Source organism: Streptomyces atriruber (assembly GCF_001418325.1).
Lineage (GTDB): Bacteria > Actinomycetota > Actinomycetes > Streptomycetales > Streptomycetaceae > Streptomyces > Streptomyces atriruber.
Genome location: NZ_LIPN01000164.1, coordinates 128824 through 152191, shown reverse-complemented (window position 1 = coordinate 152191; position 23368 = coordinate 128824). Strand labels below are relative to the sequence as shown.

Annotated in this window: 21 protein-coding genes; 14 read left to right on the top strand and 7 right to left on the bottom strand. The window is 71.3% G+C overall.

Annotated features, from left to right (window positions below):
- The first annotated feature begins 94 nt into the window (after positions 1-94).
- Complete coding sequence (locus tag AOK03_RS18675) at positions 95-1207, top strand: NAD(P)H-dependent flavin oxidoreductase (protein ID WP_055566416.1); 1113 nt, start codon at positions 95-97, stop codon at positions 1205-1207.
- Entirely contained in the window at positions 1204-2754 is a 1551-nt protein-coding gene (locus AOK03_RS18670; RefSeq protein WP_055566415.1) for an acyl-CoA synthetase, read from the top strand. Before AOK03_RS18675 ends, AOK03_RS18670 begins: the two co-directional genes overlap by 4 nt.
- A gap of 77 nt (positions 2755-2831) precedes the next feature.
- Here AOK03_RS18670 and AOK03_RS18665 read toward each other — a convergent pair whose 3' ends face one another.
- Positions 2832-5255, bottom strand: a complete 2424-nt coding sequence (locus AOK03_RS18665) for a penicillin acylase family protein (RefSeq protein WP_055566414.1) — start codon at positions 5253-5255, stop codon at positions 2832-2834.
- A 130-nt stretch (positions 5256-5385) separates the two neighbouring features.
- Between AOK03_RS18665 and AOK03_RS18660 the strand changes: the two genes are divergently transcribed.
- Complete coding sequence (locus AOK03_RS18660) at positions 5386-6888, top strand: acyl-CoA synthetase (RefSeq protein ID WP_055566413.1); 1503 nt, start codon at positions 5386-5388, stop codon at positions 6886-6888.
- A gap of 5 nt (positions 6889-6893) precedes the next feature.
- Here AOK03_RS18660 and AOK03_RS18655 read toward each other — a convergent pair whose 3' ends face one another.
- Positions 6894-7250, bottom strand: a complete 357-nt coding sequence (locus tag AOK03_RS18655) for a helix-turn-helix transcriptional regulator (RefSeq protein WP_055566412.1) — start codon at positions 7248-7250, stop codon at positions 6894-6896.
- A gap of 127 nt (positions 7251-7377) precedes the next feature.
- Here AOK03_RS18655 and AOK03_RS18650 point away from each other — a divergent pair, with 127 nt between their 5' ends.
- Positions 7378-8112: an ANTAR domain-containing protein gene (locus AOK03_RS18650; RefSeq protein WP_063792521.1), complete on the top strand. Its 735-nt coding sequence runs from the start codon at positions 7378-7380 to the stop codon at positions 8110-8112.
- Here the strand turns inward: AOK03_RS18650 and paaK are convergent.
- The gene (gene paaK / locus AOK03_RS18645; RefSeq protein WP_107098027.1) at positions 8084-9367 is read right to left on the bottom strand and encodes a phenylacetate--CoA ligase PaaK; all 1284 of its coding nucleotides are present in this window, start codon (positions 9365-9367) and stop codon (positions 8084-8086) included. The genes AOK03_RS18650 and paaK overlap by 29 nt on opposite strands.
- Positions 9368-9577: 210 nt before the next feature.
- Between paaK and AOK03_RS18640 the strand changes: the two genes are divergently transcribed.
- Both AOK03_RS18640 and AOK03_RS18635 read left to right on the top strand, forming a co-directional pair.
- A complete protein-coding gene (locus AOK03_RS18640; RefSeq protein WP_055566432.1) occupies positions 9578-10423 on the top strand; it encodes an alpha/beta fold hydrolase in 846 nt (281 codons plus the stop codon).
- A gap of 87 nt (positions 10424-10510) precedes the next feature.
- The gene (locus tag AOK03_RS18635; protein WP_055566410.1) at positions 10511-11143 is read left to right on the top strand and encodes a chorismate mutase; all 633 of its coding nucleotides are present in this window, start codon (positions 10511-10513) and stop codon (positions 11141-11143) included.
- Here the strand turns inward: AOK03_RS18635 and yczE are convergent.
- Positions 11126-11785, bottom strand: coding sequence for a membrane protein YczE (yczE, locus tag AOK03_RS18630; RefSeq protein WP_055566409.1), 660 nt, complete (start codon positions 11783-11785; stop codon positions 11126-11128). The two genes, AOK03_RS18635 and yczE, sit on opposite strands and share 18 nt — an antisense overlap.
- A 58-nt stretch (positions 11786-11843) precedes the next feature.
- Between yczE and yczR the strand changes: the two genes are divergently transcribed.
- Positions 11844-13295, top strand: a complete 1452-nt coding sequence (yczR, locus tag AOK03_RS18625; protein WP_055566408.1) for a MocR-like transcription factor YczR — start codon at positions 11844-11846, stop codon at positions 13293-13295.
- Between the two features lie 22 nt (positions 13296-13317).
- On the opposite strand, the gene AOK03_RS18620 is transcribed toward yczR, so the two are convergent.
- Positions 13318-14376: a YncE family protein gene (locus AOK03_RS18620; RefSeq protein WP_055566407.1), complete on the bottom strand. Its 1059-nt coding sequence runs from the start codon at positions 14374-14376 to the stop codon at positions 13318-13320.
- Between the two features lie 189 nt (positions 14377-14565).
- Between AOK03_RS18620 and AOK03_RS18615 the strand changes: the two genes are divergently transcribed.
- Entirely contained in the window at positions 14566-15459 is an 894-nt protein-coding gene (locus AOK03_RS18615; protein WP_055566431.1) for a LysR family transcriptional regulator, read from the top strand.
- Between the two features lie 16 nt (positions 15460-15475).
- On the opposite strand, the gene AOK03_RS18610 is transcribed toward AOK03_RS18615, so the two are convergent.
- Positions 15476-15841: an STAS domain-containing protein gene (locus AOK03_RS18610; RefSeq protein ID WP_055566406.1), complete on the bottom strand. Its 366-nt coding sequence runs from the start codon at positions 15839-15841 to the stop codon at positions 15476-15478.
- Between the two features lie 230 nt (positions 15842-16071).
- Here AOK03_RS18610 and AOK03_RS18605 point away from each other — a divergent pair, with 230 nt between their 5' ends.
- A complete protein-coding gene (locus AOK03_RS18605; protein ID WP_063792524.1) occupies positions 16072-16518 on the top strand; it encodes an ATP-binding protein in 447 nt (148 codons plus the stop codon).
- Positions 16519-16566: 48 nt separating this feature from the next.
- Positions 16567-17433 (top strand): SigB/SigF/SigG family RNA polymerase sigma factor, encoded by an 867-nt coding sequence (locus AOK03_RS18600; RefSeq protein ID WP_055566404.1) that lies wholly within the window; start codon positions 16567-16569, stop codon positions 17431-17433.
- Between the two features lie 19 nt (positions 17434-17452).
- Here the strand turns inward: AOK03_RS18600 and AOK03_RS18595 are convergent, their stop codons facing one another.
- The gene (locus AOK03_RS18595; protein WP_055566403.1) at positions 17453-19066 is read right to left on the bottom strand and encodes an acyl-CoA synthetase; all 1614 of its coding nucleotides are present in this window, start codon (positions 19064-19066) and stop codon (positions 17453-17455) included.
- 210 nt (positions 19067-19276) lie between these two features.
- Here AOK03_RS18595 and AOK03_RS18590 point away from each other — a divergent pair, with 210 nt between their 5' ends.
- From AOK03_RS18590 to AOK03_RS18575, 4 genes are read left to right on the top strand one after another with little or no spacing between them, the layout of a single operon-like run.
- Entirely contained in the window at positions 19277-20077 is an 801-nt protein-coding gene (locus tag AOK03_RS18590; RefSeq protein ID WP_055566402.1) for a crotonase/enoyl-CoA hydratase family protein, read from the top strand.
- Positions 20078-20125: 48 nt separating this feature from the next.
- The gene (locus tag AOK03_RS18585) at positions 20126-21088 is read left to right on the top strand and encodes a Zn-ribbon domain-containing OB-fold protein (protein ID WP_055566401.1); all 963 of its coding nucleotides are present in this window, start codon (positions 20126-20128) and stop codon (positions 21086-21088) included.
- Positions 21089-22201 carry a thiolase domain-containing protein gene (locus AOK03_RS18580; RefSeq protein ID WP_079074809.1) on the top strand — a complete coding sequence of 371 codons (1113 nt, stop codon included), beginning with the start codon at positions 21089-21091 and terminating at the stop codon, positions 22199-22201. It begins immediately after the preceding gene.
- Complete coding sequence (locus AOK03_RS18575) at positions 22194-23360, top strand: thiolase domain-containing protein (protein ID WP_055566400.1); 1167 nt, start codon at positions 22194-22196, stop codon at positions 23358-23360. Before AOK03_RS18580 ends, AOK03_RS18575 begins: the two co-directional genes overlap by 8 nt.
- Positions 23361-23368: the final 8 nt, after the last annotated feature.

Here is a 23368-nt window from a genome sequence, read left to right as displayed (position 1 = left end):
GGCCATAGTAGGAACAGCGGCCCCTGCCGACTGGATCTGACACTGCATCAGAAAATCGCTTCCCTCGGCCGGGCCACTGCGGCATTCTGCGCCCATGCAGACGGAGTTGAGCAAGAAACTGGGAGTCGAGCACGCCATCTTCGGTTTCACGCCCTTCCCCGCGGTGGCCGCCGCCATCAGCAGGGCGGGCGGGTTCGGGGTGCTCGGCGCGGTCCGCTACACGGCGCCCGACGAGCTGGCCAGGGATCTCGACTGGATGGAGGAGCACGTCGAAGGTAAGCCCTACGGGCTCGACGTCGTGATGCCCGCCACGAAGGTCGAGGGCGTCACGGAGGCCGACGTAGAGGCGATGATTCCGGAAGGGCACCGGCAGTTCGTGAGGGACACCCTCGCCAAGCACGGCGTGCCCGAGCTCGCCGAGGGCGAGGCGTCGGGCTGGCGCATCACCGGCTGGATGGAGCAGGTCGCCCGCAACCAGCTCGACGTCGCCTTCGACTACCCGATCAGACTCCTCGCCAACGCCCTCGGTTCGCCCCCGGCCGACGTGATCCGGCGCGCCCACGACCACGACGTCCTCGTCGCGGCCCTCGCGGGCAGCGCCCGGCACGCCCGCAAGCACGCGGACGCGGGCATCGACATCGTCGTCGCCCAGGGGTACGAGGCGGGCGGGCACACCGGTGAGATCGCCTCCATGGTGCTCACCCCCGAGGCCGTCGACGCGGTCGCGCCGCTGCCGGTGCTCGCCGCCGGGGGCATCGGCAGCGGACAGCAGATCGCGGCCGCGCTCGCGCTCGGCGCGCAGGGCGTGTGGCTCGGGTCGCTGTGGCTCACCACCACGGAGGCCGACCTGCACTCGCCCGCGCTCACCCGGAAGCTGCTGGCGGCCGGTTCCGGCGACACGGTCCGTTCACGCGCCCTGACCGGCAAGCCCGCACGCCAGTTGCGCACGGAGTGGACCGACGCCTGGGACGACCCGCAGGGCCCCGGCACCCTGCCGATGCCGCTCCAGGGGCTGCTGGTCGCCGAGGCCGTCTCACGCATCCAGAAGTACGAGGTGCAGGAGCTGCTCGGCACCCCGGTCGGGCAGATCGTCGGCCGGATGAACAGCGAACGCAGCGTCCAGGCCGTCTTCGACGACCTGACGCGCGGCTTCGAGCGGGCCGTCGACCGAGTCATCCGCATCGCGGGAAGGGGAAGTCAGTCGTGAGCACACCTCCGAATGGATTCTGGGCCCAGGCCGCGGCCGACCCGGGCCGCACCGTCCTCGTGGCGCCCGACGGCGAGGAGTGGACGGCGGGCCGGCTGCACGGCGCCGTCAACCAGCTGGTGCACGGACTGCGGGCCGCGGGCCTGGAGCGGGGGGACGCGTTCGCCGTCGTGCTGCCCAACGGAGTGGAGTTCTTCACCGCGTACCTGGCCGCGTCCCAGGCCGGCTTCTACCTGGTCCCGGTCAACCACCACCTCGTCGGTCCCGAGATCGCCTGGATCGTCGCGGACTCCGGCGCGAAGGTGCTGATCGCCCACGAGAAGTTCGCGGCCGCCGCGGTGGCGGCGGCCGACGAGGCGGGCCTCCCCGCGAGCCACCGCTACGCCGTCGGGGACGTGCCGGGATTCCGGGCCTACGCCCAACTCCTCGACGGACAGCCCGACTCGGCCCCGGCCGACCGCACGCTCGGCTGGGTCATGAACTACACCTCGGGCACGACGGGCCGCCCGCGCGGCATCCGCCGCCCCCTGTCGGGCAAGCTCCCCGAGGAGTCCTACCTCGGAGGATTCCTCGGCATCTTCGGGATCAAGCCCTTCGACCACAACGTCCACCTGGTCTGCTCACCGCTGTACCACACCGCCGTCCTCCAGTTCGCGGGCGCGGCCCTGCACATCGGCCACCCGCTGGTCGTGATGGACAAGTGGACGCCCGAGGACATGCTCCGCCTCATCGACGCGCACAAGTGCACGCACACGCACATGGTGCCGACCCAGTTCCACCGCCTGCTCGCGCTGCCGGACGCGACACGCGCCGCGTACGACGTGTCCTCGATGCGGCACGCCATCCACGGTGCCGCGCCCTGCCCCGACCACGTGAAGCGCGCCATGATCGACTGGTGGGGCGAGTGCGTCGAGGAGTACTACGCGGCGAGCGAGGGAGGCGGTGCCTTCGCCACCGCGCAGGACTGGCTGAAGAAGCCGGGGACGGTCGGGAAGGCCTGGCCCATCAGCGAGTTGGCGGTCTTCGACGACGACGGCAACCGCCTCGGCCCCGGCGAGCTCGGCACCGTCTACATGAAGATGTCCACCGGCGGATTCGCGTACCACAAGGACGAATCGAAGACGAAGAAGAACCGCATCGGCGACTTCTTCACCGTCGGCGACCTCGGCCTCCTCGACGAGGACGGCTACCTCTTCCTGCGCGACCGGAAGATCGAAATGATCATCTCGGGCGGCGTGAACATCTATCCGGCCGAGATCGAATCGGCGCTGCTCACCCACCCCGCCGTCGCGGACGCCGCCGCCTTCGGCATCCCGCACGACGACTGGGGCGAGGAGGTGAAGGCCGTCGTCGAGGTCACCGAGGACCGGACCGCCGACGACGCCCTGGCCGCCGAGATCCTCGCCCACTGCGAGCACCACCTCGCCGGCTACAAGCGTCCCAAGAGCGTCGACTTCATCGAGACGATGCCCCGCGATCCCAACGGCAAGCTGTACAAGCGGCGTTTGCGCGAGCCGTACTGGGAGGGGCGCGAGCGCGCCATGTAGGTCCAGGACGCGGGCGGCGCGGGGGGCGCGGAGGTGTCGTGCCCCCGCGCCGTCCTGGTCTGCGGCGCGCGGGAAGGTCAGCGGCGCTCGCGCACCCGCACCACCTCCAGCTCAGGATCGCCGAGGATGTCCTTCTCGCAGAAGCGGGACGTCACCCAGCGCTCCTTCCCGTACAGGCTCGTCTGGTCGCTGTAGTGCGGGGAGTTCGGGTTGGAGGACTGGGAGTACGACAGGAGCGTGCGGGCCTCGGGGCAGCGGCCGGAGTTCCAGCCCACCGCCTGGATGTGGCTCGAACCGTGTACGACCTCCGTGTAGCCCTTCCCCTTGTCCCACTGGGCCTCGACCTTGTTCCAGACGCCGAGCGACTCCGTGCCGCCGGAGACCGGGATGCGCTTGCCGTTGCGCACGACGTACTGGTTCGCGCCCAGGGGAGCGTCCACGGCGGTGCCCGCCGCTGTCAGTTCGGTCACCGCGTCGGCCAGCGCGGTCCGGAAGCCGGGCAGCGCGGTGTCGAGGGTGTTCGGTGTGCGCACCGGGTCGGCCGCGGTGAACGGCACCTTCCAGAGCTGCGCGTTCGGCACGGCCGCCGTCAGCTTGCGCCAGAAGCGGTCGAAGAGCAGCGCGCCGCGGCTGTCGCTGTCCATCCTGCGGTCCCAGCGGGCCAGCGCCTTGCACGCACCGCTCACGTCGACCACCGTGCCGTCACTGCCCTTTGCCGTACCACCGGGCAGCGCCGCGCAGGCCTTCGCGGCGTCTTCCGCGGCGAGATCGGCCGCAGGCACGCGGTTCGCGAACTGCTGGCGCTGGAGGTCCCGGACCGTCAGGTCGCCCTTCTCCGCCATCGCGGCCACGTCCTCGACGGCGCCGCGGGTCCGCATCGAGCGCTGCGTGCCGATCGTCCCGAAGATCCGCTCGTAGCCGGTGATCGGTCTGTCCGCGTTGGTCAGCCACGCGCTGTCGTTGGAGTTCTCCGCGTACGGGGCGTCCTTGAGGGTCGGCATTTTCGACGGGCCGAAGACGCCGGGCTGCACCGCGTCCTTGTCCGAGCCGAGTGCGCACGCGCCGCGCGAGCCGTCGAGGACGGCGACGCCCGAGGCCGGATAGGTGACCTTGCCCAGTGGTGTGCTGCAGCGCTGCGCGAGGTCGTCGGTGATGCGGGGGAGCACCTGGGACTGGCTGAGCAGCGAGTGCCCGTGACGGTCGGCAGCGACGGTGTTCACCCACGGCAATCCCTGTGTCTCGCGCAGGGCCTTGAGGATGCCCGCCGTGGAGCGCGCCGTGCCGAAGCCCAGGTCGGTGTCGCTGCCGCGCAGGTTCACGGCGTTGGGGTCGTTGAGGGCGTACGCCGTCGTCGAGGACCAGGGCAGCGGGAGCTGGGCGCCGAGGCCGGTGACGACGGGGCCGTACCGGGTCCACCACTGGGTCCGCGTCACCGGAGCCCCGTCCCTCACCGGCACCGTGACCGTGCGCTTCGTCATCTTCCGGGACTTGCCGTCCACCAGATAGGCGGTCGGGTCGGCCCGGTCCAGCGTGAGCTGGTGCAGGTTCAGGGTGACGCCGGTCGCGACCGTGTGGCTCCACGCCACGTCGCCGTTGAAGCCGATGTTGACCACGCTCGTGCCGAGCAACGAGCCTCCGGAGACGTTCAGTTCGCCGGGGATGGTCTGCTGCGACTGCCAGAAGCGGCGGCCGCCCTGCCAGGGATAGTGCGGGTTGCCGAGCAGCAGGCCCTTCCCGTTCGCCGTGGTCTCCCCGCTGAACGCGACCGCGTTGGAACCCATGTCGGCGTTCTGCGCGGAGAACAGTGCGCGGGCCGCCTTCGCCGTGCGCCGCGGGTCGGGGGCGTCGTCCCGTGGGGTCGCGCCGGACTCCGGGGCGGTCGGCGGAGTCGCGGCCGTGATGCCGTCGATCCCGCGGCCCTGCCCGCCCAGCACCTGCACGGCGAAGCCCTGCCTCGCCACGTCGAGCGCGGTGATCGGACGCACCCAGTCGGCCTTGGCGCAGGCCGGATCGGTGATGCGGTTCTGTTTCAGCCAGGCGTTGTAGCCCGCCGCGAAGCCACGCATGAGCTCCTTCGCGCGACGGCCGGGCCCCGCGGGGGCGGGCTGTGCGAGGAGCTTCTCCACGGTCCCGGCCTCCCGCACACCGCGGAAGTACAGGTCGCTGCCGAGGTTCGTGGAGGCCGACGACAGCGCGGAACCGGGCGAGGCGTCGGGTCCGAAGTGCCGGGAGCGCTCGCCGCGTACGGTCAGATAGCCGTCGGCGAGCGTGCACACCTGGTCGGCGGCCTGTGCCCAGCCGGTGCCGAAGCCGAGGTTCGCGTAGTCCTCGGCGAGGATGTGCGGAATGCCGTACTCGGTGTAGCGGATGGTCGCGTGCAGGCCGCCGCCGGACGGCCGGGCGTCCCGGGGCGCGGCTCCCGCGCCCGACGACGGCAGCAGGGCCAACGCCGTCAGCAGGGTGATTCCCACGGCCGCCGTGCGTCTTGTACGGATGCGCATCGTGCCTCCCAACTGGGGTCAGGGAAGAAGCGGTTGAGCGTACCAAGCGGTATGTCATGGAGGGCATCGCTCGGCGAGACCTGTGTTCCGGACCTTGACCGGGGCGGCGCGCGGCCCAGAGGATCACGCCATGACGGGTGCACGCGACAACACGGTCGACGGAGTCCTCAGGCGCAGCGCGCGCCGCACACCCCGGCGCACGGCGCTGCGCTACCGCGAGCGTGCGTGGACGTACGAGGAACTCGACGACGCCGTCTCGCGCGCGGCCGGCGCGCTGCGCGCCGGCGGACTGACCCGCGGGGACCGCGTCGGCGCCTACGCCCACAACTCCGACGCCTATCTGATCGGCTTCCTCGCCTGCGCGCGGGCGGGCCTGGTCCACGTGCCGGTCAACCAGAACCTGACCGGCGACGACCTCGCGTACATCGTCCGGCAGTCCGGCAGCTCCCTCGTCCTCGCCGACCCGGACATCGCGGAACGCCTGCCCTCCGGCGTCCCGGTCCTGGCCCTGCGGAACGCGGACGACTCGCTGCTCGCGAGGCTCGCCGACTTTGCGGCGTACGAAGGAGAGGGGTCCCGGGGCGAGGACCTGGCGCAGCTGCTCTACACGTCAGGGACCACGGCACTCCCCAAGGGCGCGATGCTCACCCACCGGGCGCTGGTCCACGAGTACGTGAGCGCCATCACCGCCCTGGACCTCAAGGAGTCGGACCGGCCCCTCCATTCGCTGCCGCTCTACCACTCGGCGCAGATGCACGTCTTCCTCATGCCGTACCTGGCGGTCGGGGCCGAGAACACGATCCTCGACGGTCCCGATCCCGAGCGGATCCTCGACCTCGTCGAGACCGGCCGCGCCGACAGCCTCTTCGCGCCGCCCACGGTGTGGATCGGCCTCTCGCGGCATCCCGGCTTCGCGACCCGCGACCTCCGGGCGCTGCGCAAGGCCTACTACGGTGCGTCGATCATGCCCGTGCCGGTCCTGGAGCGGCTGCGCGAGAGGCTGCCGGGGCTCGGCTTCTACAACTGCTTCGGGCAGAGCGAGATCGGCCCGCTCGCCACCGTCCTCGGGCCCGACGAGCACGAGGGACGGATGGACTCGTGCGGGCGGCCCGTCCTGTTCGTCGAGGCGCGGGTGGTCGGTGAGGACGGCGCGGAGGTGCCGGACGGCGTCCAGGGCGAAGTGGTCTACCGCTCACCGCAGTTGTGCGAGGGCTACTGGGACAAGCCGGAGGAGACCGCCGAGGCGTTCCGCGACGGCTGGTTCCACTCCGGCGATCTCGCGGTGCGGGACGCCGAGGGGTACTTCACCGTCGTCGACCGGGTGAAGGACGTCATCAATTCGGGGGGCGTCCTCGTCGCGTCGCGGCAGGTCGAGGACGCGCTGTACGAGCACGCGGGGGTGGCGGAGGCGGCGGTGATCGGGCTGCCGGACGAGCGCTGGATCGAAGCGGTCACCGCCGTCGTCGTACGGGGCGACAAGGAGCTCACCGAGGCCGAAGTCATCGACCACGCGCGGTCGAAGCTCGCCCACTTCAAGGCGCCCAAGAGGGTCCTCTTCGTGGAGGAGCTGCCGCGCAACGCCAGTGGAAAGATCCTCAAGCGGGAACTCCGGGACCGTTTCGCCGCAGGTTGAGCTGCCTACGTGGACCGTGTGCGCTGCGTGGACTTCGCCGACGGCGCTGAGTCGGACCGGTCCGCTTCGTCGCGGGCGAGCAGGGAGAGCAGGGAGGCGACGGCCAGTCCGGACTCCGCGGGGTGCCGCAGCACCTTGCCGGGATCGATCCGGTACGTGTTGGTCCGTCCCTCCCGGGTGTGGGAGAGATATCCGTCCTGCTCCAGGTCGGCGATGATCTTCTGGACGGCCCGGTCGGTGAGTCGGCAGTGTGCGGCGATGTCACGGATGCGGGCGTTGTGGTTGTCGGCGATGGCGGCCAGCACGCGCGCGTGGTTGGTGAGGAACGTCCATCCGGTATGTGGCTCGGGCACTCCATCCATACGTCAACACTAGTGGCTGTCATTCGCGTATTCAAAAACACGTACTCGATTTCCGGTATTAGTTGACTGGTGTGCGCAGGGCCGGGCAGCCTAGGACGAGCGGTAGGCAGCAAGGTGAGGAGAGGCCATGCCGGAGCCCGCGTACGCTCAGCAGCCCGTCGAAGAAGTGGGCCGCAAGGGGAGCCTGGTCGTGCGGGGGGAACTCGACCTCGACGCGGCCGAACGGCTCCGGATCGATCTCTACCGCGCCCTCGACCATGCGGGCGACGGCATAGAGCTGGACCTGCGTGGCGTGCCGTTCTGTGACTGCTCCGGCCTGGACCTGCTGCTGAATCTGCGTCAACGCGCGATCAAGCAGGGCAAGACCGTGGTCATCCGCCACGGCGGTCCCGCGGTGGAGCGGCTGCTGGAGCTGACCGGGGCCCGGAGCCTGTTCGTGCCGCCCGACCAGGAGGAACCCGACCAGGAGGAAGAGGACGCGTCCTGCCCGGTCGTGCACGAGGCCAATCCGCCCGAGGGATCCGACGAGGATCTGCGTGTCGTCGTGGCCCAGTTGCGCCGGGCCATGAAGACCCGGCCGACCATCGACCTGGCCCGCGGCATCCTGATGTCGACCTTCAGCCTGAGCCCCGAAGAGGCCTGGGACGTCCTGGTCACCGCCTCGCAGAACACCAACACGAAGCTGCACCTGCTGGCCGGGAATGTGGTGAACACCGTCCAGGGAGCCGCCCTGCCCGCCGCCGTGCGCAAGCAGCTCGACGCCGCGATCGCCAAGGCGGGCGCGGAGAGCAGGGCGAGCGGGGCTGACCCGACGGGCGGCGGCGCGGGCAGCGTCAGTCCCGCAGATCCACGATCCGCTTGAACTTGCCCACCGACCGCTCCAGCGTCTCCGGATCGACGATCTCCACGCCGACCGAGACGCCGACGCCGTCCTTCACCGCCGCCGCGATCTCCCGGGCCGCGGCCTCGCGCCGTTCCCGCGGCGTGTCCGCGCGCGCCTCGGCCCGCACCGTCAGGGCGTCCATGCGGCCCTCGCGGGTCAGCCGAAGCTGGAAGTGCGGGGCGATGCCCGCCGTGCGCAGCACGATCTCCTCGATCTGCGTCGGGAAGAGATTGACGCCCCGCAGGATCACCATGTCGTCGCTGCGGCCCGTCACCTTCTCCATGCGCCGGAAGATCCGCGCCGTTCCCGGCAGCAGGCGCGTCAGGTCCCGTGTCCGGTAACGGATCACGGGCATGGCCTCCTTCGTGAGCGATGTGAACACCAGCTCGCCGCGCTCGCCGTCCGGCAGCACCTCGCCGGTGATCGGATCCACCACCTCCGGATAGAAGTGGTCCTCCCAGATGTGCAGCCCGTCCTTGGTCTCCACGCACTCCTGCGCGACGCCCGGGCCGATCACCTCCGAGAGGCCGTAGATGTCCACGGCGTCGATGGCGAAGCGCTCCTCGATCTCGCGCCGCATCTCCTCCGTCCACGGCTCCGCGCCGAAGATGCCGACTCGGAGGGAGGTCGTACGGGGATCGACGCCCTGCCGCTCGAACTCCTCCAGGAGGGTGAGCATGTACGAGGGGGTCACCATGATGATCTCGGGGCGGAAGTCCTGGATCAGCCGTACCTGGCGCGCCGTCATGCCGCCCGAGGCGGGGATCACGGTGCACCCCAGCCGCTCCGCTCCGTAGTGCGCGCCCAGGCCGCCCGTGAACAGGCCGTACCCGTACGCCACATGGACCTTGTCCCCGGGGCGGCCGCCCGCGGCGCGTATCGAGCGGGCCACCACGTCCGCCCACATGGAGAGGTCCTGCTCCGTGTACCCGACGACCGTGGGAAGGCCCGTCGTGCCGCTCGACGCGTGCAGGCGGCGCACCTCGGACTGCTCCACCGCGAACATCCCGAACGGATAGTTGGCCCGCAGGTCGTCCTTGGTGGTGAAGGGGAACCGCGCGAGGTCGGCGAGCGAGCGGCAGTCGTCGGGGCGCAGCCCCGCCTTGTCGAACGCCGCGCGGTAGAAGGGGACGTTCTCGTACGCATGCAGCAGGGTGTCCTGGAGGCGCTCCAGTTGCAGGGCTGCGAGCTCGCGCGGGCCGAGCCGTTCGGCCGCGTCCAGCAGTAGCGGCATACGCGTCATAGGGAATGCTCCCGTCCTGAACGGGCGACCGATCATTCGGTCGTCGATCTTCTGTGGAGCTCAGTAATCCAGGCCCGGCGGTGGCCGTCAAGAGATCTCGCGCCGCTGCTTTGAGCTGCGGCGCGAGGGCAAGGGCCACCGTCATGGGCCACGGCGTGACAGCGTTGCCCGGGCGGCGTACGAGATGTGATGATCACCCCCATGCCGACATTCAGCGCGTACGACGGGACGGAGCTCGCCTACCACGAGAAGGGGGACGGCGAACCTCTGCTGTGTGTCCCGGGCGGCCCCATGCGCGCCTCCGCCTACCTCGGCGATCTCGGCGGCCTGACCGCGCACCGCCGCCTGATCCTGCTCGATCTGCGCGGCACGGGCGACTCCGCGGTGCCGGACGATCCGGCGACGTACCGCTGCGACCGGCTCGTCGACGACGTCGAGGCGCTGCGCGAGCACTTGGGGCTCGACCAGGTCGACCTGCTCGGGCACTCGGCGTCCGGGAACATCGCCACGCTGTACGCGGCCCGCCACCCGAAGCGCGTCCGCACCCTCGTCCTGGTCGCCCCGGCCACGCACGCCGTCGGCCTCACCGTCACGGACCGGGACCACCGCGAGGCCGCTGCGCTGCGCGCGGGCGAGCCCTGGTATCCGGCCGTCGAGGCCGCACTCGACGAGATCGCCGCCGGACGCAGCCCCGTCGAGCTCATGGACGTCCTCGCGCCGCTCGCCTACGGACGCTGGGACGCGGCGGCGCAGGCGCACCGGGCGGCGAGCGCCTCGGAGAAGAACGCGGACGCGGCGGCCGCCTTCTACGGCGACGGCGCGTTCGACCCGACCGCCACCCGCGCCGCTCTGACGGACCTGGCCGCGCCGGTCCTCGTGCTGGCGGGGGAGTGGGACGGGGGCCCGAACCCCGCGCACGCGGAGGAGCTCGCGGGGCTCTTCCCGCACGGCGTGCGCCAAGTGCAGCCGCGCGGCGGGCACTTCCCCTGGCTGGACGACCCGGAGTGGTTCGTGCGGCGCGTGGCCGGTTTCCTCGCGCAGGACTGACGGAACCGACCGGACCGCAACGGAACCGACCGGACCATTTGGGCTGACGTCACGGACGTCCGTCACCGATCTCCTGGAGGAATCGTCGTGCGCATCGCCACTCACTCCCGCCGCCTGCTCACCGTCGGCGCTCTGGCCTCCGTGCTGGTGGCGGGAGGCGGCACGGCCGTCGCGGTGCCGGAGCGGCCTGCCGCGGTCACGCGTGCACCGGCCCAAGCGTCCGCCTCCGTCGGCCCGTACGCCCAACTGCACCCCCTGGCCGACCTGTCCGCGCAGCGTCTCGCCACCGCCGACCTCGTGGCCGCCGCGAAGTACGGCACGGACAGCCCCATCGACGATCCGGCCCGCGAGCGCCAGGTCCTGGACGCGGTGGCAGCGCAGGCGAAGGAGGTGGGCGCCGACCCGGAGGCGACCGTTCGGATCTTCCGGGACCAGATCGAGGCCAACAAGGTCGTCCAGCGGGGGCTGTTCCGGCGCTGGGACGCCGATCCCTCCCGGGCCCCGAAGGAGCGGCCCGACCTCGCCGAGGTCCGCAAGGAGATCAACCGGGTCAACGGTGAGCTGGTGCGGGGCATCGCCGCGTCCTCGGACGCCCGCACGGCACCGTACTGCGGGGGAGTGCTGACCGCCGCGGCCGTGCACGTGCGGCACGAGAACCGGCTCGACCCCCTGCACTCCGTCGCTCTGGGAAGGGCGCTGCCGTCAGTCTGCGCGCACTGACTCCCGCGGCTCGTCGCGCGGGCTGCGGTAGGCGAACCTCGGCAGGAAGAACTGGGTGACGGTGCCGACGGCAACGGCGTAGAGCACCGTGCCGACGCCCACGGTCCCGCCGAGCAGCCACCCCAGGGCGAGCACGGCGAGCTCGATGAGGGTGCGGACGCGTCGCAGGGACAGCCCCGTCATCGCGGCCGCGCCGGTCATCAGCCCGTCGCGCGGCCCGGGACCGAAGCGCGCGCCCACGTATACGGCCACGGCGAGACCGTTGAGGACCACCCCGGCGGCGAGCAGACCCGTCCGCGCGGGCAGGTCCAGGGAATCGGGGATGACGAGCAGGCCGAGGTCGGAAGAGACGGCCAGGACGCCGATGTTGGCGACGGTGCCGAACGTCGGCCGCTGCTTCAGAGGTATCCACAGCAGCAGGACGAGCACCCCGAGGACGGCGCTGATCGTGCCGAAGCTGAGCGGCGTGCGCCGCTCCAGACCCTCGTACAGGACGCTCCACGGATTCACGCCCAGCGCCGCCCGGACGAGGAGCGAGAGGCTGAACCCGTAGAGGGCGAGGCCGAGGAGGAGCTGGGGCAGCCGTCTCGCGGGGCGTTCGTGGAAAGGGACGTACGAGATGTGCCGTGTCTTCAAGTCCATTTCGGCAACTCTGTAGAGTGATTGGCCCGGAAAACACAGCCAATCCCAGGAGAATGGTGTGGTCGACGCGAATCGAACGCTGGGCGGCCGTCGGCTCGCCGCACTGCTGCCCGACCCGGCGGGCATGCGCCCCGCCTACCGTCACCTCGCCCACGCGATCAGCGGACTGATCCTGGACGGACGCATCGCCCTGCACGTCAGGCTCCCGGCCGAACGCGACCTGGCCGTCGCCCTGGCCACCAGCAGGACCACCGTCACCGCCGTCTACGACCTGCTGCGCGAGAGCGGCTTCGCACACAGCCGCCAGGGCGCGGGCACCTGGACCGCGCTGCCCGAGGGCCACGCCCCCAGCGGGGTGCGGCGCCTCCTCGCGGCCGAGGACACCGCGATCGACCTGGCGCGGGCCGCGTCCGGGCTGCCGGGGCAGGAGCTCACCGACACCGTCGCCCGGATCGCACCGCGGCTGGCGGAGCACGCCCACACCCCCGGCTACCACCCGTACGGCCTGCCGGAACTCCGGGCCGCCATCGCCGAGCGCTTCACCCGGCGGGGCCTGGCCACCGTGCCGGAGCAGATCCTGGTGACCTCCGGCGCCCAGCACGCGCTGACCCTCGTGCTGGGGCTCCTGTGCGGCCCCGGCGACCGCGTCCTCACCGAGAACCCGTCCTATCCGAACGCTCTGGAAGCCCTGCGCCGTGCCCGCCTGCGCACGCTGTCCGTGCCGGTGACCGAGGCGGGCTGGGACGTCGACATCGTCGAATCGGCGTTCCGTGAGGCGGTGCCCCAACTCGCCTACCTGATCCCCGACTTCCACAACCCCACGGGGTGCCTCATGCCCGAGGACGAGCGGGGCCGGGTGCTGCGCGCCGCCCAGCGGTCCGGCGGCTGGCTCGTCGTCGACGAGACCCTCGCCGAGCTCGCCCTCGACGTGCCCGCGCCGCCGCCGCTCGCCTCCCATGCCGCCCCCGGCGGCGCGGCGCGGCTCATCACCGTCGGCTCCATGAGCAAGACCCACTGGGCGGGCCTGCGCATCGGCTGGCTGCGCGCCCCCGCGCGGCTCGTCACCGAACTCGCGGGGCAGCGCGTCGCCACCGACATGGGCGGCTCGGTCCTGGACCAGTTGGTGGCCCTCGACCTCCTCGACAGGACCGGTGAACTGCTGCCGGCCCGCCTGGACCGGCTGCGGGCACAGCGCGCCGCGCTCGGCGCCGCCCTGCACGAGCACCTTCCGGCGTGGAGTTGGAGTCTCCCGCCGGGCGGCCTCTCGCTCTGGGTCGACCTGGGCGAACCCGTCGCGTCTGCGCTCGCCGAGCGGGCACTCGACAACGGCGTGCGCATCGAGAGCGGCTCCTGCTTCGCCACCGACCCGGGCGTCTTCGAGCAGCGGCTCCGCATCCCGTACACCGCACCGTCCGACACCTTGCGCGAGGCGGTGCGCCGCATGGCGGTCACCCTCGCGGACGGCCTCCCGCCGTCGTCGGGCGCCGCGCGGCCGCACTGGGTGGCCTGAGACTCCCCGGGGCGGAGCGGGGTCAGGCCGGGCGCGGGACGTAGGCCAGGCCGTGCGCGCCCGGCTCGCCGCGCTTGGCGATGTCCAGCCGGGCCAGCGGCCGCAGCGTCTCCAGGTCCACGAGATCGACGGTGGACGAGGACACGCACGACACGTACGCGATCCGGCCGTCGGGCGACGACGTGATGGTCAGCGGGCCGCGGCCCACCTCGACCCCGCCGAGCCGCTCACGGGTGCCGGCGGAGAACACGGTGAGCAGGCCGGGACCCTGGCGGCCGAGCCGGGACACCGGGTCCGGCTCCATGCGCATCTCGCCCGCGAGCAGCTTGCCCGTCGAGGTGAGGTGCACCGGCAGCATGATGTTCTCCGTGGGCAGCACGTCGACCACGGACGCCGTCCGGGCCTCGATGACCCGGATGCCCGGAGCCGGTGCCTCCGCGGAAGGGTCCGGTGCGGTCAGCATCGCGTAGGGCCCGGCGACGTAGACGTGCTCCCCGTCGGCGGAGACGGCGAGTCCCTCGCTGCCCGGCACCGCCACCTTCCCGGTGAGCGTGCCGCGTTCGAGGTCGACGACCGACACGAACGGCGCTTCCTTGTTCGTCGCGTAACCCGTCGTGCCCGCCGGGTCGATGGCGAACCAGTGCGGGCCGGGCGCGTCCGTGTCGATCCTGCCCACGGCCCTGCGGGTCCGCGTGTCGATCACCACGACACCACCGGGCCGGTTGGCGGAGCCCTCCACGCTGACGTAGAGGCGGTGCCGTGCCGCGTCCAGTGCGAGGCCGTGCGGCCCGTGTTCGGGGGAGAGGTCGATGATCTCGACGACGCTGCGGGTGTCGGGGTCGATGACGGTCAGCTCGGTCCGCCGGCCGCTGTTCGCGTGGTAGTAGCCCGAGTGGTACGCCGTCGTGCACCACAACAGGCGCTCCGTCGGGTCGAAGCACAACTCGTGGGGTTCGGCGGGGACGTCCACCGCACCGAGGTACCGGTCGGACGCGGCATCGAAGAACGAGACGGTCGGTCCGCTCTGACTGACCACGGCCAGTACGTCGCCTTCTCGACCGGCGCGCGGGTTCTGCTGCATGAAGCTCCTCAACGGGGCGAAGGGGATGTCGCGCGGATCGCGTCGACTCCTTCACTCTGGGCCGCGGGAGGTCGCAGAGCCATGCAAAGATCGGCATCCAATCATTGACGTGGACGCAAAGACACAGCTCAGGGCCAGCTCAGACATTGCTCGGGCTGCTCGGGATGCTCAGGGAGTATCGAAGTGGCGATGGACCTCAACCTGCTGCGCGTGCTGGACGCCCTGCTCCAGGAGAACAGCGTGACGCGGGCCGCCGAGCGGCTCGGCACGTCGCCCGCGGCGGTCAGCCGCACGTTGGCCCGGCTCCGTCGTGCCGTCGGCGACCCGCTGCTGGTCCGTGCGGGCCAGGGCCTGGTGCCGACGCCGCGGGCCCTGGAACTCCAGGGCGAGGTGAGTGAGTTGCTGCGCGGCTGCGACAACGTCCTGCGCCCGGGGGCCGGCTTCGACGCCGTCCATCTGCGGCGCACCTTCACCGTGCAGAGCGCGGACGTGCTCCTGGCGGGGCTCGCCGGGACGCTGACCGACCGGATCCACGCCGAGGCCCCGCACGTCGACGTGGTCTTCCTTCCGGAGGCGATGGAGGGCGGTCCCGCGCTGCGACAGGGCTGGGTGGACGTCGAGCTGGGCGTCCTCGGACACCTGGACCCGGAGATCCGGACCCGCCCGCTGACCCGCATGACGCTGGTCGCCGTCGCGCGCGACGACCACCCCCTCTTCGACCGGCGCATCGACGCGCGCCGCTTCGCCGCCGCCGACCACATCGGCATCTCGCGGCTCGGCAAGCGCCAGGGCCCCATCGACAGCGCGCTCGCGGAGCTCGGACTGCGGCGCCGGACCGCGGTCGTCGTCCCCAGCCACACGAGCGCCATGGTGCTGGCCAGGAACAGCGACCTCGTCGCGCTCACCCTGGAGGGCTGGCTCCCGGACACCATCGCGGCGATGGGGCTGCGTACGTTCCCCATCCCTCTCGACCTGGCGCCGCTCGAACTCGGCATGGCCTGGCACCCCCGCAACTCGGCGGATCCGGGGCACCGTTGGTTCCGTGACCACTTGGCGGCCGCGCTCGGCCAGGAGGACGTCTAGGACCGTCCGGGGCCGGTCAGCCGTCGAGGAGCTCGTCGAGCTGTCGCACACCGTCTTCGTGCGTGTCGGCCAGGACCAGGATGTCGATGACACCCGTGATCTCGAACAGGCGCCGGATGGCGCTGTGCAGCGGGCCGCACAGGACGAAGGGGCGCTGCGCCTGCTCGTGCTCCGCGCGCGCCTGCAGGATCAGGTTGAGCAGGGCGCTGTCGGCGAAGGTGAGCTCGGCGAGGTCGAGCAGGGTTGCTCCGGTGCCGGCCTCCGTCAGGGCGCGCCGGAAGGCCGCGGTGACCTCGCTTCCGTTCTCCAGGTCGATGTCGTGGCGCAACGTGACGACCGCCACTCGGTCCTGTCTGGCGAGTTCGATGCTGTTGAGGGACATGCTCCGACCTTGTCATATGCCGTCGCCGGGTGAGAACGGACCGGCCCTTTCGCCGGGTGCGGAAGGGCACCGGGGGAGGGATCCGACAGGAGGCCTTTTCACTGTTGTGAACGTATTCGCCCTTATGGGGGTTCGGCGGGTGTGCGCGCAACGGGCTCGGGCATGCGAACACGAAGGAACGATGCGATGCGGCCTCGTTTGCACGTGTGCAGGGAAAGGATCACAGCTTCATGAGCGCTCCCGAATTGCCCGACACCGTGCGAATGACCTGCGCCCAGGCCCGCACCGAAGTCCGCGCGGCACTGCGGCAGGTGTGCATCGAGCTGCCCTTCGTGCAGGCGCGGCGCCTGCACGAGGACGCGCTGCTGGTGGTCAGTGAGTTGGCGGCCAACGCGATGCGGCACGGTGGCGGACTCAACGGACTCGACGTCCGTGTGCAGGATGGAGTCCTGCTGGTGAGCGTGAGTGACCGCAGTGAGGTGGTCCCGGTCCACGTGCCCGCGGACCCGGCCCGGCCGGGCGGTTTCGGCTGGCTGATGGTCCAGCGCCTCACCTCGGACGTGACGGTCGAAGTGGGGTGCGGCGGCAAGACGATCGTCGCCGCACTGGCCCTGCCTCCCCCGCACGGCACCGACTCTTCGAAAAGCCGTACGCGTGAGAGGCGGTCGACGGGGTAACCGGGCCGCTGCGGGGGAAAAGCCGAGCTGAACAAGGAGCGGAACGCCATGACTACCGTGACGCAGGGGCAGGCGCAGGATACGGCCACCGGTGCCGGGGAGGACCTCGTCGAGCGCGCGTACACGGACCCCTCCTCCATTGCGCCCAGGGATGCGCGTGAGATCGGCAAGCGGTTCTTCGACCGCCTGACCCGGCTCGAGGAGGGCACGCACGAGTACCAGTACGTGCGCAACGCGTTGATCGAGATGAACCTCTCGCTGGTGCAGTACGCGGCGTCGCGTTTCAAGCACCGCGGCCAGCAGGAGATGGAAGACATCATTCAGGTCGGCACCATCGGTCTTATCAAGGCGATCGACCGGTTCGAGCTCACCCGCGAGGTCGAATTCACCTCCTTCGCCGTTCCTTACATCACCGGTGAGATCAAGCGCTTCTTCCGCGACACCTCGTGGGCCGTCCACGTGCCGCGCCGACTGCAGGAAGCCCGCATCGAGCTGTCCAAGGCGACGGAGGAACTGCGCACCCGGCTCGGGCGCATGCCGTCCACCGCCGAGCTCGCGGAGCTGATGCAGCTGGAGCCCTCGGAGGTCGCGGAGGCGCAGAAGGCGTCCAACGGCTACAGCGCGGTCTCCCTGAACGCCGCGGTCAACGGCCAGGACGACGAGTCCGACACGATGCTGGCCGACTTCATCGGCGTCGACGAGGAGTCCTTCGAGCTCGTCGAGAACTTCCACTCCCTGGCCCCGCTCATCGCGGACCTGGAGGACAGGGATCGCACCCTCATCCATCTCCGGTTCGTCGAGGAGCAGACCCAGCAGCAGATCGCCGACACCCTGGGCTGCTCGCAGATGCACGTGTCCCGCCTGATCTCCCGCGTCGTCGGCAAGCTCCGCGCCGGCCTCATGGCGACCGACTAGCCACCGACCGGCCACCGGGCTAGCCCCCGGCAGCCACTGCCTTCGCCCAGCGGTAGTCCGCCTTGCCGCTGGGCGAGCGCTGGATGTGGTCCGTGAAGACCACGGCCCGCGGGATCTTGTAACCGGCGAGCAGGGCGCGGCAGTGGGCCTGGACCGCCGCAAGGTCCAACGGGGGCGCTCCGTCCCGGAGCTGGACGACGGCGGCCACACGGCTGCCCCATCGCTCGTCGGGGACCCCCGCGACCAGTGCGTCGTACACGTCCGGATGCGACTTGAGGGCCTGCTCGACCTCTTCGGGGTACACCTTCTCGCCGCCCGTGTTGATGCACTGTGAGCCCCGGCCGAGCACGGTGACGATGCCGTCCTGGTCCACCGTCGCCATGTCGCCGAGCAGCACCCAACGCTCCTCGCCCTTCTGGAAGAAGGTCTCGGCTGTCTTCGCGGCGTCGTTGTAGTAGCCGAGCGGCACGTGGCCGCGCTGGGCCAGGCGGCCCGGCTCGCCCACCGGCACCGGCTCGTGCGTCACCAGATCCACCACCTGCGTACGCTCGTTGACCTCCAGGCGGAAGCCCTTCTGCGGACCCGAGTCGTCGGTCGCCTTGCCGTTGGAACCCGACTCGGAGGAGCCGAAGTTGTTCAGGAGGAGGACGTTCGGCGCGAGCTCCTGGAACTGGGCGCGCACCGTCTCCGACATGATCGCCCCGGAGGAGGAGACGCTGAACAGGGAGGACAGGTCGGTGTCCTTGAGCGGGCCGCGCAGCGCGTCGATGAGCGGCCTGAGCATCGCGTCGCCCACCAGCGACACGCTGGACACCTGCTCCTTCTCGATCGTGCGCAGCACCTCTTCGGGCACGTACTTGCGGTGCAGGGCCACGCGCTGCCCGTAATTGAAGGCGATGAACGAGGTCAGCGTGGACGTGCCGTGCATCAGCGGGGGAGTGGGGAAGAAGGTGATGCCGGGGCCGCCCGCCGCGACCCGCTCGGCCAGCTCCTCGGGCCGCTTCACCGGCTCGCCCGTGGGCTCCCCGCCGAAGAGTCCGGCGAAGAACAGATCCTCCTGGCGCCACATGACGCCCTTGGGCATGCCGGTCGTGCCGCCCGTGTAGATGATGAACAGGTCGTCGGCCGAGCGCGGCCCGAACCCCCGCTCGGCAGAGGCCCGCGCCTCCGCGTCGGCGAACTCCACCACGTCCAACGGCGGGGCGTCGGCGGGCGGCGTCCCCACCCGTATCAGGTGCCGCAGCTTCTCCGTGCGCGGCAGCGCCCCCGCGACGCGCTCGGTGAACTCGGCGTCGAAGACGAGCGCCGCGAGGTCCGCGTCACGATAGAGGTAGACCAGCTCCTCCTCCACGTAGCGGTAGTTCACATTGACCGGTACGAGGCGTGCCTTCAGGCAGCCGAGGACCGTCTGCAGGTACTCGACGCCGTTGTACAGATGCAGGCCCAGGTGCTCGCCGGGCCGCAGACCGCTGTCGATCAGGTGGTGGGCGACGCGGTTGGCGGCCGCGTCGAGCGCGGCGTAGGTCAGCCGGCGTTCCGCTCCCGTGCCGGGGTGGTCGATGTAGACGAGCGCCTCGCGGTCGGGGACCACGTCGACGACCGACTCGAACAGGTCGGCAAGGTTGTACTCCACCGCACTCCTCCTGACCCCGGTGCCCACTGTGACGTCTCGCTTGGCGGTCATCAGAGCAGAGCGGCCCACAAGTGGGAAGGGCCCTTGCGCAAGAAAACTGACTGGGTGTCAGAAAACTATTGAACTGGCTCCCCGGCTACTGCAACCTGTTCCAGGTCTGCAGCCGACAGGCGGGCCGCGCGGGCGGCCGTCGACGGAGGGAGCACGGCAATGGGCGGGACCGAACACCTCTCCGTGCGGCGCGAAGGCGCCACACTGATACTCACGCTGAACAGGCCCGAAGCGAAGAACGCGCTGTCGCTCGCGATGCTCGTGGGCCTGTACGACGGGTGGGTCGAGGCCGACGAGGACGACGGGATCCGCTCCATCGTGCTCACCGGCGCGGGCGGCTCCTTCTGCGCGGGCATGGACCTCAAGGCCCTCGCGGGCAAGGGCATGGAGGGCGAGCAGTACCGGGACCGGCTCCAGGCCGACCCCGATCTGCACTGGAAGGCGATGCTGCGCCACCACCGCCCCCGCAAGCCCGTCATCGCCGCGGTCGAGGGGTACTGCGTGGCGGGCGGCACCGAGATCCTGCAGGGCACGGACATCCGCGTGGCGGGGGAATCGGCGACGTTCGGGCTGTTCGAGGTGAAGCGGGGGCTGTTCCCCATCGGCGGCTCGACCGTGCGGCTGCCCCGGCAGATCCCTCGTACCCATGCCCTCGAAATGCTGCTCACCGGGCGCCCCTACGCAGCGGCCGAGGCCGCCGCCATCGGCCTCGTCGGACACGTCGTGCCGGACGGCACCGCGCTGGACAAGGCGCTCGTCATCGCCGAACAGATCAACGCGTGCGGGCCGCTGGCCGTGGAGGCGGTCAAGGCGTCCGTGTACGAGACCGCCGAGCTGACGGAGCCGGACGGCCTCGCGGCCGAGCTGAAGCGGGGGTGGCCCGTGTTCGACACGGCCGACGCGAAGGAGGGTTCCAGGGCCTTCACGGAGAAGCGGGCCCCCGTCTTCAGGCGCGCCTAGATCGTCAGGCGCGCCTAGGTCGTTCCCCACCGAAACGGAGTCCTTCTGATGGCATCCGCTCCCTCACCGGAGGTGCTGCGTGCGCCTCTCGTCGTAGAGTTCCCCTTCACCCGCTCGCTCGGCCCCGTGCAGAGCGCCTTCCTCACCGGCCTGCGCGAGCGCACGGTGCTCGGCGTGCGCACCGGCGACGGCCGTACCCTCGTCCCGCCCGTCGAGTACGACCCCGTGACCGCGGAAGAGCTCCGCGACCTGGTGGAGGTCGCGGCCACCGGCACCGTCACCACCTGGGCCTGGAACCACGAACCGCGCCGCGGACAGCCCCTGGACACCCCGTTCGCCTGGGTACTGGTCCGACTCGACGGCGCCGACACCGCCCTGCTCCACGCACTGGACGTGCCCGGCCCCGACGCCGTGCGCACCGGCATGCGGGTGCGCGTCCGCTGGGCCGACGAACGCGTCGGCGCCATCACGGACATCGCGTGCTTCGAGGCGTACGAAGGCGGCGGTCCGGAAGGCCGATCGGTGCCGCACACCGGCGCGTTCGACGACCCCGTCACCGGAATCGTCGCATCCGCGCGGCTCGACTACACGTACTCGCCCGGCCGCGCCCAGTCCGCGTACATCCACGCACTCTCCGAGCGGAGGACCGTCGGCGAGCGCTGCCCGTCCTGCCGCAAGGTGTACGTCCCGCCGCGCGGCGCCTGCCCCACGTGCGGGGTCGGCACGGTGGAGCGGGTCGAGGTCGGGCCGCGCGGCACCGTCACGACGTACTGCATCGTCAACATCAAGGCGAAGAACCTCGACATCGAAGTCCCCTACGTCTACGCGCACATCGCGCTCGACGGCGCCGACCTGGCCCTGCACGCACGCATCGCGGGCATCCCCTACGACGAGGTCCGCATGGGGCTGCGCGTCGAACCCGTGTGGACCGAGGGCGGCCGCTACCCCGACCACTACCGGCCCACGGGCGAACCCGACGCCGACTACGACACGTACAAGGAGCTGGTCTAAATGGCGCCTCGCGAGTCGTCGCCCCAGGAGCCGTCACCGCGCAGGGCGTCCGCGCGGCGGCCCGTCCGTGACGTCGCCGTCGTCGCCTTCGGGCAGAGCGACCACCTGCGCAGCACCGACGAGGTCTCCGAGGTCGAGATGCTCATGCCGGTGCTGCACGAAGTCCTCGCCGCCACCGGCCTGCGGAGCAGCGACATCGGCTTCACCTGTTCCGGGTCGTCGGACTACCTGGCGGGCCGCGCCTTCTCCTTCACGATGGCGCTCGACGGGGTGGGCGCCTGGCCGCCGATCTCCGAGTCGCACGTCGAGATGGACGGCGCCTGGGCGCTGTACGAGGCGTGGGTGAAGCTGCAGACCGGCGAGGCCGACACCGCGCTCGTCTACTCCTACGGCAAGTCCTCGCCCGGCTCCGTGCGCGACGTCCTCACGCGGCAGCTCGACCCGTACTACGTCGCCCCGCTCTGGCCCGACTCCGTGGCGCTCGCCGCGCTGCAGGCACAGGCGCTCATCGACGCGGGGGAGACCGACGAGCCCGCACTCGCCGCGGTCGCCGGCCGCAGCCGCACGGCCGCTGCCGCCAACTCCCATGCACAGCTGCGCGGTTCGGTCGCACAGGGCGACTACGCCGTACGCCCCCTGCGCACCGGCGACTGCCCGCCGGTCGGCGACGGGGCCGCCGCCGTGATCCTCGCCGCGGGCGAGCGGGCCCGGGAGCTGTGCGAGCGGCCCGCGTGGATCCGCGGCATCGACCACCGCATCGAGGCACACGGCCTCGGCGTGCGCGACCTCACCGACTCGCCGTCCACCCGCCTGGCCGCCGAACGCGCCGGAGTCTTCGAACGAACCGTGGACACGGCCGAGTTGCACGCTCCCTTCACCTCGCAGGAAGTCGTCCTGCGCAAGGCCCTGCGACTCGGCGACGACGTCGCCGTCAACCCGTCCGGCGGCGCGCTCGCCGCCAACCCCATGATGGCCGCCGGGCTCATCCGGCTCGGCGAGGCCGCCGCACGCATCCACCGGGGCGCCTCGGACCGCGCCGTCGCCCACGCCACGTCCGGACCCTGCCTCCAGCAGAACCTGGTCGCCGTCCTGGAAGGAGAGACCCGTGTCTAAGGAACCCGTGGCGGTCGTCGGGATCGGCCAGACCAAGCACGTGGCCGCACGGCGCGACGTGTCGATCGCGGGCCTGGTCCGCGAAGCCGCCCGAAGCGCGCTGCAGGACGCCGAGTTGACCTGGGCCGATATCGACGCCGTCGTCATCGGGAAGGCGCCCGACTTCTTCGAGGGCGTCATGATGCCGGAGCTGTACCTCGCCGACGCGCTCGGCGCCGTCGGCAAACCCATGCTCCGCGTCCACACGGCGGGCTCCGTCGGCGGCTCCACGGCACTCGTCGCCGCGAACCTCGTCGCGGGACGCGTCCACGGCACCGTCCTGACCCTCGCCTTCGAAAAGCAGTCGGAATCCAACGCGATGTGGGGCCTTTCGCTGCCCGTGCCGTTCCAGCAGCCGCTGCTCGCGGGCGCGGGCGGCTTCTTCGCCCCGCACGTGCGGGCGTACATGCGGCGCACCGGCGCCCCCGACACGGTCGGCTCCCTCGTCGCGTACAAGGACCGCCGCAACGCCCTGAAGAACCCCTACGCGCACCTCCACGAGCAGGACATCACCCTGGAGAAGGTCCAGGCCTCGCCCATGCTCTGGGACCCGATCCGCTACTCGGAGACCTGCCCGTCCTCCGACGGCGCCTGCGCGATGATCCTCACCGACCGCGAGGGCGCGGACCGCTCGCCCCGGCCGCCCGCCTGGATGCACGGCGGCGCCATGCGCAGCGAGCCGACGCTCTTCGCGGGCAAGGACTTCGTGTCCCCGCAGGCAGGCAAGGACTGCGCGGCCGACGTCTACCGGCAGGCGGGCATCGCGGACCCGCGCAGGGAGATCGACGCCGTCGAGATGTACGTGCCGTTCTCCTGGTACGAGCCGATGTGGCTGGAGAACCTCGGCTTCGCGGCCGAGGGCGAGGGCTGGAAGCTCACCGAGTCCGGCGTCACGGAACTGGACGGCGACCTGCCGGTGAACATGTCGGGCGGCGTCCTGTCGACCAACCCCATCGGCGCCTCCGGCATGATCCGCTTCGCCGAGGCGGCACTTCAGGTGCGCGGCCTGGCGGGGGAGCACCAAGTGGACGGCGCCCGAAAGGCACTTGGGCACGCCTACGGAGGCGGCTCGCAGTTCTTCGCCATGTGGCTCGTCGGCGCCGAACCGCCCACCGGCTGACGGCGCCC

What these genes read in the sequence shown, in the direction of transcription:
- paaK (WP_107098027.1), bottom strand. Translation starts at nt 9,367, where the DNA reads ATGCCGCTACTGCTGGACGCGGCCGAACGGCTCGGCCCGCGCGAGCTC.
- AOK03_RS18650 (WP_063792521.1), top strand. Translation starts at nt 7,378, where the DNA reads ATGCCGGAGCCCGCGTACGCTCAGCAGCCCGTCGAAGAAGTGGGCCGC.
- AOK03_RS18615 (WP_055566431.1), top strand. Translation starts at nt 14,566, where the DNA reads ATGGACCTCAACCTGCTGCGCGTGCTGGACGCCCTGCTCCAGGAGAAC.
- AOK03_RS18660 (WP_055566413.1), top strand. Translation starts at nt 5,386, where the DNA reads ATGACGGGTGCACGCGACAACACGGTCGACGGAGTCCTCAGGCGCAGC.
- AOK03_RS18610 (WP_055566406.1), bottom strand. Translation starts at nt 15,841, where the DNA reads ATGTCCCTCAACAGCATCGAACTCGCCAGACAGGACCGAGTGGCGGTC.
- AOK03_RS18665 (WP_055566414.1), bottom strand. Translation starts at nt 5,255, where the DNA reads ATGCGCATCCGTACAAGACGCACGGCGGCCGTGGGAATCACCCTGCTG.
- AOK03_RS18585 (WP_055566401.1), top strand. Translation starts at nt 20,126, where the DNA reads ATGGCATCCGCTCCCTCACCGGAGGTGCTGCGTGCGCCTCTCGTCGTA.
- AOK03_RS18590 (WP_055566402.1), top strand. Translation starts at nt 19,277, where the DNA reads ATGGGCGGGACCGAACACCTCTCCGTGCGGCGCGAAGGCGCCACACTG.
- AOK03_RS18580 (WP_079074809.1), top strand. Translation starts at nt 21,089, where the DNA reads ATGGCGCCTCGCGAGTCGTCGCCCCAGGAGCCGTCACCGCGCAGGGCG.
- AOK03_RS18600 (WP_055566404.1), top strand. Translation starts at nt 16,567, where the DNA reads ATGACTACCGTGACGCAGGGGCAGGCGCAGGATACGGCCACCGGTGCC.
- yczE (WP_055566409.1), bottom strand. Translation starts at nt 11,785, where the DNA reads ATGGACTTGAAGACACGGCACATCTCGTACGTCCCTTTCCACGAACGC.
- AOK03_RS18655 (WP_055566412.1), bottom strand. Translation starts at nt 7,250, where the DNA reads ATGGATGGAGTGCCCGAGCCACATACCGGATGGACGTTCCTCACCAAC.
- AOK03_RS18640 (WP_055566432.1), top strand. Translation starts at nt 9,578, where the DNA reads ATGCCGACATTCAGCGCGTACGACGGGACGGAGCTCGCCTACCACGAG.
- AOK03_RS18620 (WP_055566407.1), bottom strand. Translation starts at nt 14,376, where the DNA reads ATGCAGCAGAACCCGCGCGCCGGTCGAGAAGGCGACGTACTGGCCGTG.
- AOK03_RS18605 (WP_063792524.1), top strand. Translation starts at nt 16,072, where the DNA reads ATGAGCGCTCCCGAATTGCCCGACACCGTGCGAATGACCTGCGCCCAG.
- AOK03_RS18675 (WP_055566416.1), top strand. Translation starts at nt 95, where the DNA reads ATGCAGACGGAGTTGAGCAAGAAACTGGGAGTCGAGCACGCCATCTTC.